We start from the raw sequence: 17353 nt of genomic DNA, 5'->3' as shown, positions 1-17353 counted from the left end.
CCCTACTCACCCCAAAACGTCAGCTTACCTGTTTGTTTCCGGTGGCGTGTGGCGAAATAGCGCCGGAATCTCGCGGCTCAGTTCGACGTGGAACGTCGAGACGAGGGTGGCGGCAACCGCTCCCCCCGTACTGGAGGCGATCCGCGCGAGAAACACAACAGTTTAACGACCGGCCTGACCACGCTTGTGAACACAGAGACGGAGTCACGAACTATGGATCTCATCGACGACAAGGGCCGGCTCTTCGGCACCGTCAACATCATCGACGCGCTCGCCGTCCTCCTCGTTCTCGCGGTCGTCGCCGCCGGCGCGGCGTTGGTCCTCGGCGACGACGGTCAACAGACGAACACTGATCGCCAGACGACCACCACCGTCGCCTTCGAAATCACCGGCGTCCAGCCGTACGTCGCCGACGCCGTCCCCGAGGGGCCGATCGACTCCGAATCGGTCGCGGCCGTCGAGAACAAGTCAGTCCGGCCGACCGAAGTCGTAGTCAAAGACCAGAACGGGAACCTCCACGAGCGGACCCACCCGCGAAAGCAGACCGTGACACTCGAACTGACTCTCAACACCACCGAGACCGACGACGGCGTCCGCTTCGAGGGCGAACCGCTGGAAGTCGGCCGACAGCTGAAACTCGACTTCGGCCCGGTGACTCTCGACGGACACGTCACGGCGTTTTCACCCGGGAACTGATGGTCGCCGAATCCGAGCGTGCGACGGACGGGTCGACGGCGGTCGGGGTCGCCCGGTCTGCCGTGGAGTCGGTCCGAGTCTGGCTCGCGGCCTCGTGGCTCGCCGGCGTCTGGGCGGGGTCGGCGCGCGATCTCGGTGTCGCGAGTAGCCAGTCGACGCTGGCCCGCGCGGGCCGACGCCTCGGACGATACGTTCGGAACGCCGCGCTGTATCGGTGGCTCACGACCGAACCCGACCCCGACGTCATCGTCATCGACCTCCGAGACACCTACGCGGTCGGTCCGCTCGTCGCGCTCCTCGACCGCGTCGGGCCGGTCGTCGAGCGCGTCTGGCTGGCCTCGGGTCTCCGGGAGCTCGGCGCCGAAACGACGACGGCGCTCCGGGACGCCCCGATTCGCGCTGTGAGCTTCGTCGCGGCGCTCGGCGTGTTCGCGAACACCGCCCTCGTCGGACTCGCCGGTTCGGTCTCGACCGAAGCGATCCTCGTCCGCGTCCTCGCGCTCGGACTCGCGCTCGCGGGAACCCGGATCACGGCGCCGTGGGACGCCCTCGCGAGAGCGCGCTCGGTTCGGCTCCTCCGGGCCGCGCTCGAACCGCCGGAGCCGCCCGACCGGCCCGACCGCGAGTAGCCCCCGTCGTGTCCCGGCGAGCGGCACGAACAGTTAAGGCGCTTTGCTGAGATATCGTACCGAATGCCACGGACTGGAGCCGACCTGTTCCTCGACGCGTTAGACCAGTACGGCGTGAGCAAACTCTTCGGGAACCCCGGGACGACGGAACTGCCGGTGGTCAACGCCCTGCCCGACACCGAGATCGACTACGTGCTCGGCCTCCACGAGGACGTCGCGGTCGGGATGGCCGCGGGCTATGCGTCCACGCGCCGCCAGCACGCCGACGCCGACCCGGACGTCCTCCCGCTGGGCGTCGTGAACCTCCACGTCGCACCGGGGCTGGCCCACGGGCTCGGGAACCTCTACGGGGCGGAGTTCGCGGGAGCGCCCCTGCTCGTGACCGCGGGCAACTACAGCACCGACTTCCAGCACGAGGAGCCCATCCTCCACGGCGACGTCGCGGAGATGGCCGAGCCCTTCACCAAGTGGAGCGCGGAGGTGACCGACGTCGAGGCGTTGCCGACGATGCTTCGGCGCGCGGTCCGGGTCGCGCTGACCCCGCCGACCGGGCCGGTCTTCCTCGGGCTCCCGGCCAACGTGATGCGAGACGAGACCGACGACGCGCCCGAGCGACTCGGAGCGATCCCCGACGCCGGCGCCGGCGACCCCGAGCAGGTGGCCGCGGCCGCCGACGCCATCGTCGACGCCGACGAGCCGGTGTTCGTCCTCGGGGACGCCATCGCCCGGTCGGGGAGCGACGCGGTCGAGAGCGCGACGCGACTCGCCGAGGTCAGCGGCGCCCGCGTCCACGGCGAGTACATCACGAGCGAGGTGAACATGCCGACCGGCCACGAGCAGTGGGTGTCGAGCTTCCCCGGCGACGGCGACGCGGTCGCGGAGTTGACCGACGGGGCCGACGTGCTCTTGTTGGTCGGGCGGTCGACCGACACGACCTCCTTCAAGTACGCCGGCGAGCGGCTTCCCAGCGACGCCACGCTCGTCCACGTCAGCGACGACGCGTGGGAGGTCGGCAAGAACGAGCCGGCGGATGTCGCGGTCGTCGGCGATCCGGGACGCATCCTCGGCGCCATCGCCGACGACGTCGCCGGCAGGGTCGACGACGCCGAGCGAGAGCGGCGGCTGGCCCGCGTGCGGGAGGTCGCCGACTCGGTCGGCGGAAGCGACGAATCGCCCCCGGCGGACGGCCCGGCGACCAAGACCCAACTGGCAGAGGCGATTCGAAACGCCACGGACGACGCGCTCGTCGTCAACGAGGCCGTCACGAGCGGGATCGCCCTGCGCCGGGAGATGGACTTCGAGGCCGAGGGCTACCTCTCGAACAAGAGCGGCGGGCTCGGGTACGGCCTGCCGGCGGCCGTCGGGGCGGCCATGGCCGAGACCGAAGCCGGCGGCGACCGGGACGTGATCGGGTTCGTGGGCGACGGCTCGTACCTCTACTACCCCCAGACGCTGTACAGCGCGGCTCGCTACGACGTCGATCTGACGGTCGTGGTGGCGAACAACGGCAACTACCGCATCCTGAAAGACAACACGCTCCGGATGCTCGGCGGCGAGGAGTCCGACTACGAGTTCACCGGCATGGACTTCGACCCCGGGGTCGACTTCGTGGCCAACGCCGAGAGCCACGGGGCGACCGCCCACCGCGCGGAGTCGCCCGACGAGATCGAAGCGACGATCCGGGAGGCCGTCGACGCCGCCGGCCCGTCGGTGGTCGACGCGCTGATCCGGGACTGACGGCGACCGCTCGCCGTCCGAGTCGCCGCGGGGCCGACCGTGCGGTTTTCCGTCGGGACTCTCCCTCCGAGACCCGTAGACTTTTTGCAGTCATTTGCGTGACATACCCACGCATGAGCTCCGAAATCCGCCGCGAGATTCGCTCGTCCATCGACGAGAACCGCGATCGGATGCTGTCGTTGCTCGCGGACCTGATCGAGGAACCGTCGGTCTCCGGCCACGAGAAAGCGGCCCAGTCGGTCGTCGTCGAGAAGCTGGAGTCGATGGGACTCGACGTCGACGTCTGGGAGCCCGACGTCGAGGCCCTCCGGGACCACCCCGGATACTTCGACACCAACACCTACGAGGAACACGGCTACGACGACCGGCCGAACGTCGCGGCCACCGTCGAGGGGACCGGAACCGGCCGGTCGATCGCGCTCGCGGGGCACATCGACGTGGTCTCGGTCACCGAAGACAAGTGGACCCACGACCCGTGGACCGCGACCCGCGAGGACGGCAGGGTGTACGGTCGCGGGGCCTGCGACATGAAGGGCGGCCTCGCGGCCAACGTCTTTGCCATCGAAGCGTTGCGGGACCTCGGCGTCGAACTGGCCGGCGACGTGGTGATCGAGTCGACCATCGACGAGGAGGCGGGCGGGACCGGCGGCGCGCTCTCGGCGCTCGAACGCGGGTATCGCCCCGACGCCGCCATCATCACCGAGCCGTACGGCGTCCCGAACGTCGGCGTCGCGAGCGCCGGCGCGATGTACTTCCAGATCACGGTGCCCGGAACGGCGGCCCACGCCGCACACGGGTTCGCCGGCGTCAACGCCATCAACAAAGCGGTCGACATCGTTCAGGCGCTCGCGGACCTCGACCGAGAGCGCAAGTCCCGGATCTCGTTCGAGCCGGCGGTAAACCAGTATCCGGACGCCGAGGGCGAGGTGACCAACCTCAACGTCGGCATCTTCGAGTCCGGAGACTGGCCCTCGACGGTTCCCGACGAGGCGACCGTCGAGTGTCGCATCGGGTGGCCGCCCGGCGAGACCCGCGAGGAGGTCCGCGAACAGGTCCGCGAGGCCGTCGGGTCGGTCGTCGAGACCGACGAGTGGCTCGCCGACAACCCCCCGGAGTTCGAGTGGTTCGGGTGGAACGCGAACCCCCACTACCTCGACACGGACCACGAGTTCGCCCAGTTGACCAAACGCAACGCCGAGGCGGTCTGTGGCGCCGACGGCGAGTGGACCGGCGGGCTCGCCGGCCTCGACGAGCGGTTCTACGTCAACTACTACGACATCCCGTGTCCGAGCGTCGGGCCGACCGGCGGCCGCGTCCACGGCGCCGACGAGTACGTCGACGTCGACTCGCTCGTCGAAGTCGCCCAGACCGTCGCGCTCACCGCCGTCGACTGGTGCGAGACGGCCTGAGGACCGCCGCCGCCCGACCCGCGGTCCGAGCCGCGCTCAGCGGTTCTGTAGGTCCCACCCGACGAACTCGACCTCGGTCTCGACCGCGAGCGCGTCGAGCGCCCGCGCGAGGCCAAGATAGGTGCCCGCGAGCAGGTCGATGCCGACGACCGTCTCGTCGTCGTAGCGGGCGGCGAGCCGGTCGTGGTCGTCGTCGTCGACGGTCCCGTCGACGAACGCGCCGACGTACGCGACGAGCGTGCGGGCGTCTTCGTCCAACCGCTCGCGGTCCCCGCCCGAGACCGCCCGGATCTCCTCGACGGTCAGCCCTTCGTCGAGCGCGACCCGGACGTGCTGGTGCCACTCGTATGCCGAGTCGGCGTGGAACGCGACCGACAGGATCACGAACTCCCGCTCGCGGGCCGACAGTCCGCTCTCGTCCCACACCGCCGACCCGTAGGTCTGAAACGCCGCCAGGAGGTCGGCGTTGTTCCCCATCGCCCGATAGACGTTCAGCGTCTCGCCGCCCAGCGAGTGGGCGTCGCTCGATTCGGCCTCGTCCGAGAGCGTGTCCAGTAGCGACTGTCTGTCCGGGGGCAGGTCTTCCTGATCGACGTACGGGATGCGAGCCATGGGCTGACCTCCCGCCGCGCGAGAATAAATCGTGCGGGTCGAGGGCCCGGACCGACACCGCGACGGGCCGTCGGTCGCCTCACTCGACCGTCACGCTCTTGGCCAGATTCCGGGGCTTGTCGATCGATCGGCCGAGCTTGTTCGCGACGTGGTAGGCCACCAGCTGTAACTGGACGTTCGCCAGTACGGGCGCGACGCACGGTTCCGTCTCTGGGAGCTCTAACACCGCGTCTGCGTAGCGGTCGACCGTCGAGGCGCCGTCGGTCACCGCGACCACGGGGGCGTCGCGGGCCTCGACCTCCTTGACGTTCCCGACGGTCTTGGTCGCCTCCTCGTCGGTGCCGGTAACGATCGCGAACACGGGCGTCCGGGCGGTCACGAGCGCGAGCGGCCCGTGTTTCAGCTCGCCCGCCGGGAACCCCTCGGCGTGTTTGTAGGTGATCTCTTTCATCTTGAGCGCGCCCTCGAGCGCGACGGGGTGCTGGTGGCCCCGCCCGATGAAGAAGTAGCCGTCGCTGTCGACGAACCGCTCGGCGACCGCCTCCGCGCGCGAGGAGTCGAGCACCTCCTGGATCTGTCCGGGCAGGTCCCGGAGCGCCTGTACGATCTCCCGGGAGTCGCCGCGGTCGGCCAGCGTCGCCGACAGCAGGTTGCACGCGACCACCTGCGAGGAGAAGGTCTTGGTCGCCGCCACCCCGATCTCGGGGCCGGCCCGGATCAACAGCGTCCGGTCGCAGTCGCGGGCGGCGGTCGAGCCGACGACGTTGGTCATCGCGAGCGTCTCGACGCCCCGGGCCTGCGCACGCCGGAGCGCCGCCAGCGTGTCGGCGGTCTCGCCGCTCTGGGTCACGCCGACCACGAGCGTCCCCTCCGAGACCGGTGCGGGCGCGGTCGCATACTCACTTGCGAGAAACGCCTGTGCGGGCACGCCGGCCGCCTGGAGGCGCTGGGCGCCGTAGAGGGCGGCGTGGTAGCTCGTCCCGCAGGCGACGAACTGGACCGACTCGGCGGTCAGCCCCTCGAGCGCCTCGACGTCGACCGTCCCGGTCAGCTCGTCGACCCGGCCCCGCAGACACTTCCGGAGCGCCCGGGGCTGTTCGTGGATCTCCTTGAGCATGTAGTGGTCGTAGCCGCTCTTTGCGGTCTCCTCGGCGTCCCACTCGACCTGCGAGATCGACTTCTCGAGCAGTCGGCCCTCGGCGTCGGTCACGGTCCACGAGCCGGATTCGAGCCGCGCGAACTCGCCGTCGTCGAGGTACACCACGCGGTCGGTGTACTCCAGGAAGGCGGGGACGTCGCTCGCGAGGTACGCCGCGTCGTCGCCGACCCCGACCACCAGCGGCGATCCCTCGCGGGTCGCCAAAATCGCCTCGGAGCCGGCGAACACGGCCGCGAGCGCGTAGCTCCCCTCGATGCGGGCGACCGCCGACCGGAACGCCTCGTCGCGGCTCAGCCCGTCGGCGAGCGCGTCCTCGACGAGGTGGGGGACGACCTCGGTGTCGGTGTCGCTCTCGAACTCGTGGCCAGCCGCCGTCAGCTCGGCCTTGAGCTCGTCGTAGTTCTCGATGATGCCGTTGTGAACCACGGCCACGTCGCCGGTGCAGTCTGTGTGTGGGTGGGCGTTTTCGTCGGTCGGCGGCCCGTGGGTCGACCACCGCGTGTGGCCGATGCCGACCGGGCCGTCCATCGCGGGGTCGACCGCCGCCCGGAGGCGGTCGATCTCGCCCTCACGCTTGCAGACCTCGACCGTCCCGTTGGCGAGCGCGACGCCCGCCGAGTCGTAGCCGCGGTACTCGAGGGTATCGAGCCCGTGGAGGAGGACGTCGAGGGTCTCGGTCTCCCGGCCCGTACACCCGATGATGCCGCACATGCTACCGGAACACCTCCGCGCCCTCCGTGACGTTTTCGGAAATCGAGACGCCGGTGTGGAGGGTGGCGTTCGGCCCGACCAGCGTGCCGGGCGCGAAGCTCACGTCGCCGGCCGCTCGGACGCGGTCGGCCACCAGCGCGCCGAGGCGCTGGCCCTCGTAGACGGTGTCCTCGACGCGCACGTCGCCGGGCCCGCCCGGCACCGTCGTGCCGGCGCCCAGCGAGACGGCCTGTCCGGTCACGCAGTCCAGCAGGGTGGCGTTCGGCCCGACGCGTGTGTCGGTGTCGAGCACCGACCGCGAGACGACAGCGTTCGCGCCGACGGTCGCGTTCCGACCGACCGCCGCGAACGGACCGACGACCGCGCCCGGTCGGACCTCCGAGTCGGGCCCGACGACGACCGGCCCCTGAAGGGTCGCGTCCTCGTGGACGCTCGCGGTGTCGGCGACCCAGACCGCCTCCCCGCGCTCGGGCTCGGTCACCCGGCCCTCCAAGAGGAGTTCCCGAGACACGTCGAGCAGGTCCCACGGGTAGGTCGCGTCGACCCAGAGCCCCTCGGTGGTGACCCCGCCGACCGCCACGTCCTCGTCGATCAGCCGCGACAGCGTGTCGGTCAGCGCGAGCTCGCCTCGCACGCGGGGGGTCTCGTCGACGGCGTCGAAGATGGAGGCGTCGAAGGCGTAGACGCCGGCGTTGAGCAGGCGGTACTCGTCGGTCTCGGGCTTCTCGACCAGTTCGACCACGCGGTCGCCCTCGGTGCGGACCGCGCCGTAGTGAGAGACGTCGGACTGCTCGGTGACCGCCAGCATAGCGCCCCCGTCGTCGTCCTCGAAGGCGTCGAGCACGTCCTCGACCATCCGCTGTTCGATCACCTGATCGCCGTTGACCACCAGGAAGCCGTCCTCGCTCGCGACGGCCTCGCGAGCCTCGAGGAGGGCGTGGCCGCTCCCGAGTTGCTTGTTCTGGGCCACGTAGTTGACCGGGACGTTCCGGTAGGTCGGGCCGAAGTAGTCCTGGACGCGGTCGCGCTTGTAGCCGACGACGACGTGGAGGCGTTCGATCCCGGCTCCGATGAGCGCGTCGAAGACGTGTTCGAGGATGGGGCGGTCTGCGGCCGGGAGCATCGGCTTCGGGCGGTTGCGGGTGAGAGGCCGGAGTCGGGTGCCCTCGCCCGCGGCCAACACGACGGCGGCGCGAACTGTCATAGGTAGTGCAACAAGCAGAAGGCGTATGAAGGTTCGGCTTTCGCGGATCGACGGTTCGCCGACGGCCCGAGCCGCGGTCGGAGCGACCCGATTACAGCTCCTCGTAGGGCTGGACGACGACGAAGCCGTCCGGCCCGTCGAAGTTCAACTGGAAGCGCTCGCCCGACTCCTGACCGACCATATCGGAGAGGCTCTTGTTGATCTCCACGTCGGGCGAGGTCCCGCTCCAGGCGACGGTCGCGCTCGGGTCGGTCGATACCGGCGGGTCGAGAACCAGCGGGTCGCCGTGGGTCGTGATCGCGACGTGGCCCGGCCCCTGGAGGTAGACGTTCGTGAGCCCGCCCGCGAACGACCCCGCAAGGCTGTCGATCTTGTCGATCTCGTAGGAGAGCCCCGACTCGAACGCGAGGACGTCCTCGCCGTTGACAGTGATGGCGTCGTCGGCGCCGAGTTCGAGCACCTGCACTTTCTTCTGGTGGTCCGCGAGGTAGACGTGGCCCTCGCCTTCGACGGCCATCACCGGCGTGCCCTCGCCGGAGGCGGCCTCCTTGAGGAACCCCTTGATGCCGCCCTCGGCCGAGGCTTGGCCGGTGAACGAGAGGTCGCCCGTGTAGGCGACCATCGAACCGGCTTTCGCCATCACGGAGCCGTCGACGGCCACGTCGAGGGTGTAGCTGTTTTCGAGTTGGAACGTCTCGTCGGAGTCGGTCGGGACGTGTTCGGATCTGAATTTATCTATGTCCATCGTTATACCGAGCCGAATCAGGGCGGCTCGTCCGGTGTGACGGATCGAGCCGACAAAACCTTTGTGTCGGGCGGAGTCGACGAGATCTGGGTGTATCGGCTGGGACGCCGCGATCAGATCGCCAGCGCCGCGCCCCCGAGCATCGCCAGCGCGCCCAGCCCCACACAGACCCCCCAGAACGGGACCCGTTCGACCACCCGCATCAGCGCGTCGATGGTGAGGTAGCCGACGACCGCCGCGGTCGCGAGCGCGACGGCGCCGGCGGCGGGCGCGACCCCGGGGACGCCGCCGTCGGCGAGCGTGAGCACGCCCGCGCCGAGCGCCGCCGGTATCGACAGCAGAAACGAGAGCCGGAACGACGACGGGCCGTCGTGGCCCCGGAACAGCAGGGCGGAGGTGGTCGTCCCCGACCGCGAGACGCCCGGGAGAATAGCGAGCCCCTGGAGCGAGCCGACGAGCACGGCGTCGAGGAGGTCGGGGTCGTCGCGGGTGCCGAACCCGGTGCCGTCCGACGGCGGCCGGCGCGAGTCGCGCTCGCCGTCGCCGGCCACGCGGAGGAGGACGCCAGTCGCCACGAGCAAGACGCCGACGACCGCGACGAACGCCCCGCCGGTCAGCGCCGAGACGGCGGTTTCAAGCGTGGCGTACGCCGCGATCCCCACGACTCCCGACGCGAGGGTCGCGACCGCGAGGAACGTGAGCGTCGCGTGTCCGTCGGCGAACGCCTCGCGCGGTCGCCACGACGGGAGCCCGGCGAGGACGCTCCGAAGTTCGTCGCGGTAGTAGACGGCCGCCGATATCGCGGTGCCGGCGTGGAGGAAAAGCGAGAACTGGACCGCGGCCGCGGGCGTCGATCCGAGCGCGGTGAGAAAGACGGTGATGTTGCCCTCGCTGGAGATGGGGAGCCACTCGAAGATCCCCTGGAGAACGCCGGCGACGACCGCGACGAGCGTTGCTCGATCCATACTGGTGGTGGGTCAGCGCCCCGGCATATGTCCACCGATACCGTCCGCCCGCGTCGTCTCGGCCCGTCCGCGTTCGGCGGGCTTTCGAGTCGGATTCTCGCGGCCGACCCCGATCGGTCGCCGGACCGCCGCGCCACCGGTTCGGTTGGTTTAAATCGTCTCCCGAGCCACACCCTGACATGAAGGTCATCGTACACGGCGGTGCGGGCGACACCCCCGACGAACCCGAGCCCAGACAGCAGGTCCTGAACGACGCGGCCGCGACCGGCGCCGAGGCGTCGTCGGTCGTCGACGCGGTCGAAAGCGCGGTCCGAGTCCTCGAATCGTCGCCGCGGTTCAACGCGGGCGTCGGCGGCGCCGTCCAGAGCGACGGCGAAGTCCGGACCGACGCGGGCGTGATGACCGACGACCGCCGGGCGGGCGCGGCCTGCTCGATGCCGGGCGTCGAACACGCCGTCTCGGCGGCCCGCGTCGTGCTGGAAGAGACCCCCCACGTCCTCGTCTCGGGCGACCGCGCGGTCGATCTCGCGGCCGACTTCGGCGTCGAGACCGGCGTCGACCTGTGGACCGAGTCGTCCCGCGAGCGCTGGGAGGGCTACGACACGCCCGAGGGCTCCCCGAGCGAGCACCTCGAGTGGCTCCGCGAGAAGTTCGGCGGCGCCGACACGGTGGGCGCGGTCGCCACCGACGGCGAGGCGTTCGCCGCCGCCACCTCCACGGGCGGGCGGTGGCTCGCGCTGGCGGGGCGAGTCGGCGACGTCCCCCAGATCGGTAGCGGCTTCTTCGCGGCCCCGGCGGGCGCGGCCAGCGCCACGGGCGCGGGCGAAGACATCGCGAAGGCGACGCTCACCCGACGCGCGGTCCGTCACCTCGAATCCGGGCTCGGCGCCCAGCGCGCCGCGGACCGCGCCATCGAGGAGTTCGCAGAGCTCACCGGCGCGTCGGCGGGCGTCATCGTTCTCGACGCCGACGGCGAGGCCGGGAGCGCGTTCAACAGCGACGGGATGCAGACCGCCGTGCGTAGCGGCGACTGACCGCGTCGCTACGGGGGTCGGACTGCGTAGAAAGAAAAGCCCGCGAGTCCAGTGGCGGCTCAGGCCTCTGCGGTCGTGGTCTCTTCGTCGGCCGCGTCAGCTTCTCCCTCAGTTGTTTCCTCGTCGGCCGCGGCGTCGGCGTCTTCCTCAGTCGTTTCCTCGTCGGCCGCGGCGTCGGCGTCTTCTTCGGTCGTTTCTTCTTCGGCCGCGTCAGCTTCCTCTTCGGTCGTCTCCTCCTCAGCCCCGCCGGCTTCTTCTTCGGCCGTCTCCTCCGCTTCAGCGCCGTCGTCGGTGGTCTCCTCGGCCGCTTCGGTCGTGGTCTCCTCGTCGACGTTCATCTGCTCGTCTGCCTGCTCGGATTCGTTGATCATCAGCGTGCCCGTCTGGTTGGTGCCGCGGGTGTACACCCCGTGGGTGTACTCGCCGCCGGGGAACGAGATCTCCGAGACGTTGAACGTCACGGTGGTCGCGTTGCCGGCCGGGATCTGGGTCAACTGGGACTTGATGACGTTGCCCGCGATGCGGTAGGACACCTGCTCGACGGCCTGGCTCTGGCCGCTGTTGACGACGGTGGCCTCGACGGTGTAGTCGTCACCGGTCTGGACCTCCGAGGGCGCCGAGAGATCCTGAATCGTCAGGATGGTGATGTCGCCGTCGCCGGCCGTCGACCGGTCGCTGGTGGCGCTACCGACGGTCGCGTCCTCGACGCTCACGCTCTGGACCGAGACGCTCTCGATCATCGTCTCGCCGGATGCGGTCGTTTCCTGCTCGGCGTCCTCCTCGTCGGCCGCGTCTTCGGCCGTCTCTTCTGGCGCGTCAGCTTCTTCGGTGGTCTCTTCGTCAGCACCGAGACCGTCATCGGCTTCGGTGGTCGCTTCGTCCTCAGCCGCCGCGTCGGCGTCTTCCTCGGTCGTCTCCTCGTCGGCCGCGTCAGCTTCCTCGGTCGTAGTCTCTTCCTGGAGTGCGGCCTCTTCGGTCGTCTCCTCGTCCGCGCCGACCGCGTCTTCGGCGGTCTCTTCGGCTTCCTCGCCGGCCGCTTCAGCCGTCTCCTCAGCGGTTTCGGCCGCGTCTTCGGCCGTCTCTTCTGGCGCGTCTTCGTCGGTCGTTTCTTCGTCAGCACCGAGTCCGTCGTCGGCCTCTTCAGTCGTCTCTTCGTCAGCCGCCGCGTCGGCGTCTTCCTCGGTCGTTTCGGCGTCTTCTGTCGTCTCCTCCTCGCCGGCCGTGTCAGCCCCCACGTCGCCGGTGTCGAGGTTCTGGACGACGAGGTTCGAGATGCTCATCGACTGCACGTCCACAGTCTGGATGGTCGCACTATCGAGGTCGACGGAGTCCATCTGCTGGTCGGACTCGGCGGTCTCGGTAGCGTTTGCCCCTTCGGTCGTCTCCTCGTCAGCCGTGTCAGCATCCTCGGTCGTTTCTTCTGGCGCGTCTTCGTCGGTCGTTTCTTCGTCGGCCGCCGCGTCTGCTTCAGTCGTTTCTTCGTCGGCCGCGTCAGCTTCCTCGGTCGTAGTCTCTTCCTGAAGCGCGGCCTCCTCTGTCGTCTCCTCGTTCGCGCCGACCGCGTCTTCGGTCGTCTCTTCTGGCGCGTCGGCCTCTTCGGTCGTTTCTTCGTCGGCACCGAGGCCGTCGTCGGCCTCAGTCGTCTCTTCGTCTGCGCCCGCTTCGGTCGTTTCCTCGTCAGCCGCGGCATCGGCTTCTTCCTCGGTGGTCTCTTCGTCAGCCGCGGCATCGGCTTCTTCCTCGGTGGTCTCTTCGTCAGCCGCGGCATCGGCTTCTTCCTCGGTGGTCTCTTCGTCAGCCGCGGCATCGGCTTCTTCCTCGGTGGTCCCTTCGTCAGCCTCGGCGTCCGTGTCCTCGGCCGTCTCCGCGCCGGCCCCGCTGGAGAGACGGAGGCTGTCGACGGTCAGCTCCGAGACGTTCATCTGCTCGATAGTGAGTTCCGAGACGGTGACCGCCTCGACGGAGGCGTTCCCGCTCAACTGCTGGGAGAGGCTCTCGGAGTCGGTCTCGAGGCTCTCGACCGTCACGTTCTCGAAGGAGAGGTCCCCGAGCCGGACGTTTTCGAGGGTCGCGTCTTCGAGGGTCTCGTCGCGACTCTCTACCTCGACCGTGTCGACGTTCAACTGTTCGATCGTCGCGTTCTCGACCGTGACGTTCTCCAGTTGGAGGCTATCTACGGTCGCGTTTTGGAGGGTAACTCCGTTCGGACTCGCGGCGTCAGTCGTCGACGACCCCCCGGCGGTCGCCAGCGGGACGCCGGCGACCATCAGGAGCATCGCCATCACTACTGCGCCAGTTTCTCGTTGCATAGGCGTGCCATCATATCGCCGGACCCGCCAATAAACAGGGCCTACCGTTTCGCACCGTTTGGCGGGTTGACGGGCTATTACCCGGGTTACAGGAGGATTAAGCGGCCGGTACGAGGCCCCTAATAAGTTAGTGACATGTGAACGTCCGCAAATATCGCCAGCGGTGTCGCCACAGATCCCGCCCTGCGAGCCGCGTTTTCGGACGCACGCGCCGAGACGCAAACCATTTTGCTCGGTCGGGCGAACGACCAGCCATGAGTCACGTAGATCTCGAGGCCGAGAAGTACGAGAAGCACCGCGAGGCGGGCGAGATCCTCGCGCAGGTGCGGGCCGAAACCGCCGAACGGGTCGAAGTCGGCGCGACCCAACTCGACGTCGCCCAGTACGCAGAAGACCGCATCCGCGAACTCGGCGGCGAGCCCGCCTTCCCGGTCAACATCAGCGTCGACGAGGAGGCGGCCCACGCAACCCCGGCGGCGGGCGACGACACCGAGTTCGGCGAGGAGATGGTGAACCTCGACATCGGGGTCCACGTCGACGGCTGGATCGCCGACACCGCGATCACGGTGGACCTCTCGGGCACCCCCGAGCTCGTCGAAGCCAGCGAGGAGGCCCTAGAGGCGGCGGTCGAGATGGTCGAGCCCGGCGTCGAGACCGGCGACATCGGCGCCGAGATCGAGTCGGTCATCGACGGCTACGGCTACAACCCCGTGGTGAACCTCACCGGCCACGGCCTCGACCATTACGAGCAACACACCGCGCCCAACATCCCGAACCGTGCGGTCTCGCAGGGGGTCGAGCTCGAAGTCGGCGACGTGGTCGCGATCGAGCCGTTCGCAACCGACGGCACCGGGAAGGTGACGGAGGGCAACGACGAGGAGATCTTCGCGCTCGAACGCGAGGGGTCGGTCCGTGACCGTCAGGCCCGCCAGGCGCTCGAACAGATCACCGAGGAGTTCCGGACGCTCCCGTTCGCCACCCGGTGGCTCGACGTCTCGCGGGCGGAGATGGCGTTGCGCCGGCTCAAGATGAACGACATCGTCCACGGCTACCCGGTGCTAAAAGAGGAGGACGGCGCACTGGTCAGCCAGAAAGAACACACCATCATCGTGACCGAGGACGGCTGTGAGATCACGACGAAGTAGGCGGCGTGAAAACTGCGCCGCACCGAACTGAACCGCACCGCACCGAACCACGACGCACGACACCCCCCGAGATAAGCTCTCAGGCGTTGTTCATCCGCTGGCTCGCCGACGCGCCACAGACCTGACACTCAGTGACACGGTACGGTTCGCGGGAGAATTCCGCGTTCTCGCGCTTTTGACTCTCGGTCCGAATCTGGACGGACACCTCGTGTGGCGTCTCGCGGCCGCATTCATCGCACGTTTCCGAGATCGCCTCGAACCCCTGGTTTTGTGTAGCCATCGTGACTTTCCTCTCGGTCTCCTCTTGCGCTGATACGAGCATAAAAACCCCCTTCTGTTGGGTGGCGTTCGAATCGTTCATCGGCGCCACGTACCGCGATTATGACTCATTATTGGCCGAGAAGCGGTGAAACCGTTTATAGAACGGTTAGAGAGAGTAATGAAACAAAAAACCGGTGCAACGGCCGAACAATTTATATAGTAGGATCGGTTCCCTCGGCGTTTCGCACCTCGCTCGCGCCAACGCGGGAGTCAGTCCGTCTCGACGGGCGCCGACGTGCTTGGGGTCGGCGCGACTCGACGCCGACGCCCGCGGTGGGGCCTCGCGGTCGCCGGCCAGAGACCGTGGTGTTGTTCCAGTCGGAACTGCGGGTTCGCGTATGTGTCCGGTCGGCGGTGTTCGGACTGTGGGCGGGTAGGCGAGCCGAGAGGCATCGCCTATTCAGTGCTGGGGCGTCATTCCTCCGTATGAGCATGCGATCCGGCGTCTACGTCGACTACAAAGCGACCCTGCGCCTTCTGGGACGTGTTCTGAAGTACTTGGCGGTGACGCCGCTGTTTCCGTTGGTCGCGGCCCTCTACTACCGCGAGAGCCCGGTACCGTTTCTGGTGACTATCGCCGCGATGGTCGTCCTCGGTGCCGGGCTCGAACGCCTCGGCTCGGACCGTGAACTCGGGAGTCGTGAGGGGTTCCTGTTCGTCGCGCTCACCTGGCTGGCGGTGCCGATCGTGGGAACGATCCCGTATCTGGTGGCGGGCGACGGGACGATCGCTCACCCGGTCAACGCCCTCTTCGAGAGCATGAGCGGTTTCACCACCACGGGGTCGACCGTGCTCGGCGACATCTCGTTCGAGACCCACTCGCGGTCGGTACTGCTGTGGCGACAGCTCACCCAGTGGCTCGGCGGGATGGGAATCATCGTCCTCATGGTCGCTATCCTCCCGGAGCTGTCGGTCGGTGGCGCACAGGTGATAAAAGAGGAGGCTCCGGGCCTCTCGCTCGAGAAGCTCACACCCCGGATTCAGGACACCGCCCGGGCGCTCTGGAAGATCTACGCCGGGTTCACCGTCCTCGCAATCGGGGTCTACTACGCGCTCGGCTACGTGGGCGCCGCGCCGAACATGGACTTCTACCACGCCGTCGCCCACGCGCTGACGACACTCCCCACCGGCGGATTCTCGCCCGAAGCACGGAGCGCGGAGGCGTTCAGCGCCGCGATCCAGTGGGCCATGATCGCCTTTATGATCGTCGCCGGGACGAACTTCGCGCTGTTCTGGCACGCTCTGAACGGCGAGCCCCGCCGGCTCACCGACAACGCCGAGTTTCGATCGTACCTGTTCGCGATGGGCGTCGTCGGGGCGCTCCTCTGGGGGCTGTTGTTCAGCGGACTCGGCCTCGAATCGGTACCGGAGAACGTCGGCGCGATCCCGGGCGCCTTCGAGAACGCGCTCCGCCAGAGCCTCTTTCAGACCGCGGCGGTGGTGACGACCACCGGCTACGCGAGCATGGACTTCAATACGTGGGACGCCTCGGCGCAGGTCGTCCTCCTGCTCGCGATGTTTCTCGGGGGATCGGCCGGGTCGGCGGCGGGCTCGATCAAGATCGTCCGGTGGTACCTGATCCGCAAGTCGATCGGCCGGGAGCTGTTCACGACGGTCCACCCCGAAGCGGTCCGCCCGATCAGGCTCTCCGAGACGGTGATCGACGAGGGGGCGCTCCGGGGCGTGTTCGTGTTCGTCCTCGCGTTCTTCTCGATCTTCGCTGTTTCGACCGTCCTCATCTTCCTCGACGCGCTCCGGACTGGCGTCGACCTCACGGGGCTCGAAGCCATCAGCGTCACCATCGCGACCCTCGGCAACATCGGTCCCGGCGTCGGCATCGTCGGACCGATGAACAGCTTCCTGCCGTTCTCGATTCCCGCGAAGCTCTACATGGTGTTTCTGATGTGGATCGGTCGGCTGGAGATACTGTCGGTGCTGATCGTGTTCACGCCGTCGTACTGGCGGCGGTAGACGGGCTGGCTGTCCGAGTAGCACGCGATTACTCGGATATCGGGCGGCGTAACGGCCCAATTCCGGGCCGAGCGCGCCTCGAAATCGGCCCGCGTCGACCGCCGCGCCCGGATCTGGTCAGTCCTCGCGCTCGGCCAGCCAGTCGGCGAACTTCGCCAGCGCGCGCCCGCGGTGGGAGATGGCGTTCTTGCGTTCGGTGCTCATCTCCGCCAGCGTCTCGCCCTCGTGTTCGAAGATCGGGTCGTAGCCGAACCCGCCTTCGCCGCGGGGCGCGACGATGCGGCCGGGCACCGCGCCCGCGAACGTCTCGGCGCGCTCGCCGTCGTAGTACGCCACCACGCCCCGGAATCGCGCCCGCCGGTTGTCCTCCGGTTTTGCGAGCCGCCAGACGCGCTCGACGCCGACGGTGTCCTCGACGTACGCCGAATACGGCCCGGGAAATCCGCCCAGCGCCTCGACGAACAGGCCCGCGTCGTCGACGACGACGGGCTCGTCGCTTCCGGTCGCCTCGAAGGCCTCCCGGGCGCCGGCGACCGCGATCTCCGCGAGGTCGTCGCTCTGGATCTCGGTGTAGTCGTAGTCGATCTGCTCGACTTCGTCGGTCAGGTACTCGCGGGCCTCTCGAACCTTCCCCTCGTTGCTCGTCACGAAGCGTATCGCCATGGACGTGGCGTTGGCGTGCGGGCCGAAAGTAGGCGTCGGTTCG

Annotated in this window: 15 protein-coding genes; 7 read left to right on the top strand and 8 right to left on the bottom strand. The window is 68.6% G+C overall.

Annotated elements, in window-relative coordinates; translation table 11 throughout:
• Nucleotides 1-213: 213 nt before the first annotated feature.
• The 4 genes from EPL04_RS05625 (at nt 214) to EPL04_RS05610 (ending at nt 4471) form a co-directional block, all read left to right on the top strand.
• Nucleotides 214-696: a DUF4330 family protein gene (locus tag EPL04_RS05625; protein WP_134670227.1), complete on the top strand. Its 483-nt coding sequence runs from the start codon at nt 214-216 to the stop codon at nt 694-696.
• Nucleotides 696-1325 (top strand): hypothetical protein, encoded by a 630-nt coding sequence (locus EPL04_RS05620; protein ID WP_134670225.1) that lies wholly within the window; start codon nt 696-698, stop codon nt 1323-1325. Before EPL04_RS05625 ends, EPL04_RS05620 begins: the two co-directional genes overlap by 1 nt.
• A gap of 63 nt (nt 1326-1388) precedes the next feature.
• On the top strand, nt 1389-3062 hold the full coding sequence (locus EPL04_RS05615) for a thiamine pyrophosphate-binding protein (protein ID WP_134670223.1): 1674 nt from the start codon (nt 1389-1391) through the stop codon (nt 3060-3062).
• Nucleotides 3063-3175: 113 nt separating this feature from the next.
• Entirely contained in the window at nt 3176-4471 is a 1296-nt protein-coding gene (locus EPL04_RS05610; RefSeq protein ID WP_134670221.1) for an ArgE/DapE family deacylase, read from the top strand.
• A 36-nt stretch (nt 4472-4507) separates the two neighbouring features.
• On the opposite strand, the gene EPL04_RS05605 is transcribed toward EPL04_RS05610, so the two are convergent.
• The 5 genes from EPL04_RS05605 to EPL04_RS05585 form a co-directional block, all read right to left on the bottom strand.
• Complete coding sequence (locus EPL04_RS05605; RefSeq protein WP_134670219.1) at nt 4508-5083, bottom strand: carboxymuconolactone decarboxylase family protein; 576 nt, start codon at nt 5081-5083, stop codon at nt 4508-4510.
• Nucleotides 5084-5162: 79 nt separating this feature from the next.
• Nucleotides 5163-6953 carry a glutamine--fructose-6-phosphate transaminase (isomerizing) gene (gene glmS / locus EPL04_RS05600; protein WP_134670217.1) on the bottom strand — a complete coding sequence of 597 codons (1791 nt, stop codon included), beginning with the start codon at nt 6951-6953 and terminating at the stop codon, nt 5163-5165.
• A gap of 1 nt (nt 6954) precedes the next feature.
• Nucleotides 6955-8157 (bottom strand): bifunctional sugar-1-phosphate nucleotidylyltransferase/acetyltransferase, encoded by a 1203-nt coding sequence (glmU, locus tag EPL04_RS05595; protein ID WP_134670215.1) that lies wholly within the window; start codon nt 8155-8157, stop codon nt 6955-6957.
• A 91-nt stretch (nt 8158-8248) separates the two neighbouring features.
• A complete protein-coding gene (locus EPL04_RS05590; RefSeq protein WP_134670213.1) occupies nt 8249-8902 on the bottom strand; it encodes an AIM24 family protein in 654 nt (217 codons plus the stop codon).
• Between the two features lie 113 nt (nt 8903-9015).
• Nucleotides 9016-9867 (bottom strand): undecaprenyl-diphosphate phosphatase, encoded by an 852-nt coding sequence (locus EPL04_RS05585; RefSeq protein WP_134670211.1) that lies wholly within the window; start codon nt 9865-9867, stop codon nt 9016-9018.
• Nucleotides 9868-10046: 179 nt separating this feature from the next.
• Here EPL04_RS05585 and EPL04_RS05580 point away from each other — a divergent pair, with 179 nt between their 5' ends.
• A complete protein-coding gene (locus tag EPL04_RS05580) occupies nt 10047-10901 on the top strand; it encodes an isoaspartyl peptidase/L-asparaginase (RefSeq protein WP_134670209.1) in 855 nt (284 codons plus the stop codon).
• Nucleotides 10902-10960: 59 nt separating this feature from the next.
• On the opposite strand, the gene EPL04_RS05575 is transcribed toward EPL04_RS05580, so the two are convergent.
• Nucleotides 10961-13210 carry a hypothetical protein gene (locus tag EPL04_RS05575; RefSeq protein WP_134670208.1) on the bottom strand — a complete coding sequence of 750 codons (2250 nt, stop codon included), beginning with the start codon at nt 13208-13210 and terminating at the stop codon, nt 10961-10963.
• Nucleotides 13211-13464: 254 nt separating this feature from the next.
• Between EPL04_RS05575 and map the strand changes: the two genes are divergently transcribed.
• Nucleotides 13465-14355, top strand: a complete 891-nt coding sequence (gene map / locus EPL04_RS05570) for a type II methionyl aminopeptidase (protein ID WP_134670206.1) — start codon at nt 13465-13467, stop codon at nt 14353-14355.
• A gap of 79 nt (nt 14356-14434) precedes the next feature.
• On the opposite strand, the gene EPL04_RS05565 is transcribed toward map, so the two are convergent.
• Complete coding sequence (locus EPL04_RS05565; RefSeq protein ID WP_134670319.1) at nt 14435-14635, bottom strand: DUF7835 family putative zinc beta-ribbon protein; 201 nt, start codon at nt 14633-14635, stop codon at nt 14435-14437.
• Between the two features lie 467 nt (nt 14636-15102).
• On the opposite strand from EPL04_RS05565, the gene EPL04_RS05560 reads away from it, so the two are divergent.
• The gene (locus EPL04_RS05560; protein WP_209019575.1) at nt 15103-16647 is read left to right on the top strand and encodes a TrkH family potassium uptake protein; all 1545 of its coding nucleotides are present in this window, start codon (nt 15103-15105) and stop codon (nt 16645-16647) included.
• A 117-nt stretch (nt 16648-16764) separates the two neighbouring features.
• Here EPL04_RS05560 and EPL04_RS05555 read toward each other — a convergent pair whose 3' ends face one another.
• Complete coding sequence (locus tag EPL04_RS05555) at nt 16765-17310, bottom strand: XTP/dITP diphosphatase (protein ID WP_134670205.1); 546 nt, start codon at nt 17308-17310, stop codon at nt 16765-16767.
• Nucleotides 17311-17353 lie beyond the last annotated feature (43 nt).

The organism is Halorussus marinus (assembly GCF_004521895.1).
Lineage (GTDB): Archaea > Halobacteriota > Halobacteria > Halobacteriales > Haladaptataceae > Halorussus > Halorussus marinus.
This window is presented reverse-complemented; position numbering and strand designations above follow the sequence as displayed.

Coding starts and splice junctions, on each gene's coding strand:
- EPL04_RS05625 (WP_134670227.1), top strand. CDS start 214: ATGGATCTCATCGACGACAAGGGCCGGCTCTTCGGCACCGTCAACATC.
- EPL04_RS05620 (WP_134670225.1), top strand. CDS start 696: ATGGTCGCCGAATCCGAGCGTGCGACGGACGGGTCGACGGCGGTCGGG.
- EPL04_RS05615 (WP_134670223.1), top strand. CDS start 1,389: ATGCCACGGACTGGAGCCGACCTGTTCCTCGACGCGTTAGACCAGTAC.
- EPL04_RS05610 (WP_134670221.1), top strand. CDS start 3,176: ATGAGCTCCGAAATCCGCCGCGAGATTCGCTCGTCCATCGACGAGAAC.
- EPL04_RS05605 (WP_134670219.1), bottom strand. CDS start 5,083: ATGGCTCGCATCCCGTACGTCGATCAGGAAGACCTGCCCCCGGACAGA.
- glmS (WP_134670217.1), bottom strand. CDS start 6,953: ATGTGCGGCATCATCGGGTGTACGGGCCGGGAGACCGAGACCCTCGAC.
- glmU (WP_134670215.1), bottom strand. CDS start 8,157: ATGACAGTTCGCGCCGCCGTCGTGTTGGCCGCGGGCGAGGGCACCCGA.
- EPL04_RS05590 (WP_134670213.1), bottom strand. CDS start 8,902: ATGGACATAGATAAATTCAGATCCGAACACGTCCCGACCGACTCCGAC.
- EPL04_RS05585 (WP_134670211.1), bottom strand. CDS start 9,867: ATGGATCGAGCAACGCTCGTCGCGGTCGTCGCCGGCGTTCTCCAGGGG.
- EPL04_RS05580 (WP_134670209.1), top strand. CDS start 10,047: ATGAAGGTCATCGTACACGGCGGTGCGGGCGACACCCCCGACGAACCC.
- EPL04_RS05575 (WP_134670208.1), bottom strand. CDS start 13,210: ATGCAACGAGAAACTGGCGCAGTAGTGATGGCGATGCTCCTGATGGTC.
- map (WP_134670206.1), top strand. CDS start 13,465: ATGAGTCACGTAGATCTCGAGGCCGAGAAGTACGAGAAGCACCGCGAG.
- EPL04_RS05565 (WP_134670319.1), bottom strand. CDS start 14,635: ATGGCTACACAAAACCAGGGGTTCGAGGCGATCTCGGAAACGTGCGAT.
- EPL04_RS05560 (WP_209019575.1), top strand. CDS start 15,103: ATGAGCATGCGATCCGGCGTCTACGTCGACTACAAAGCGACCCTGCGC.
- EPL04_RS05555 (WP_134670205.1), bottom strand. CDS start 17,310: ATGGCGATACGCTTCGTGACGAGCAACGAGGGGAAGGTTCGAGAGGCC.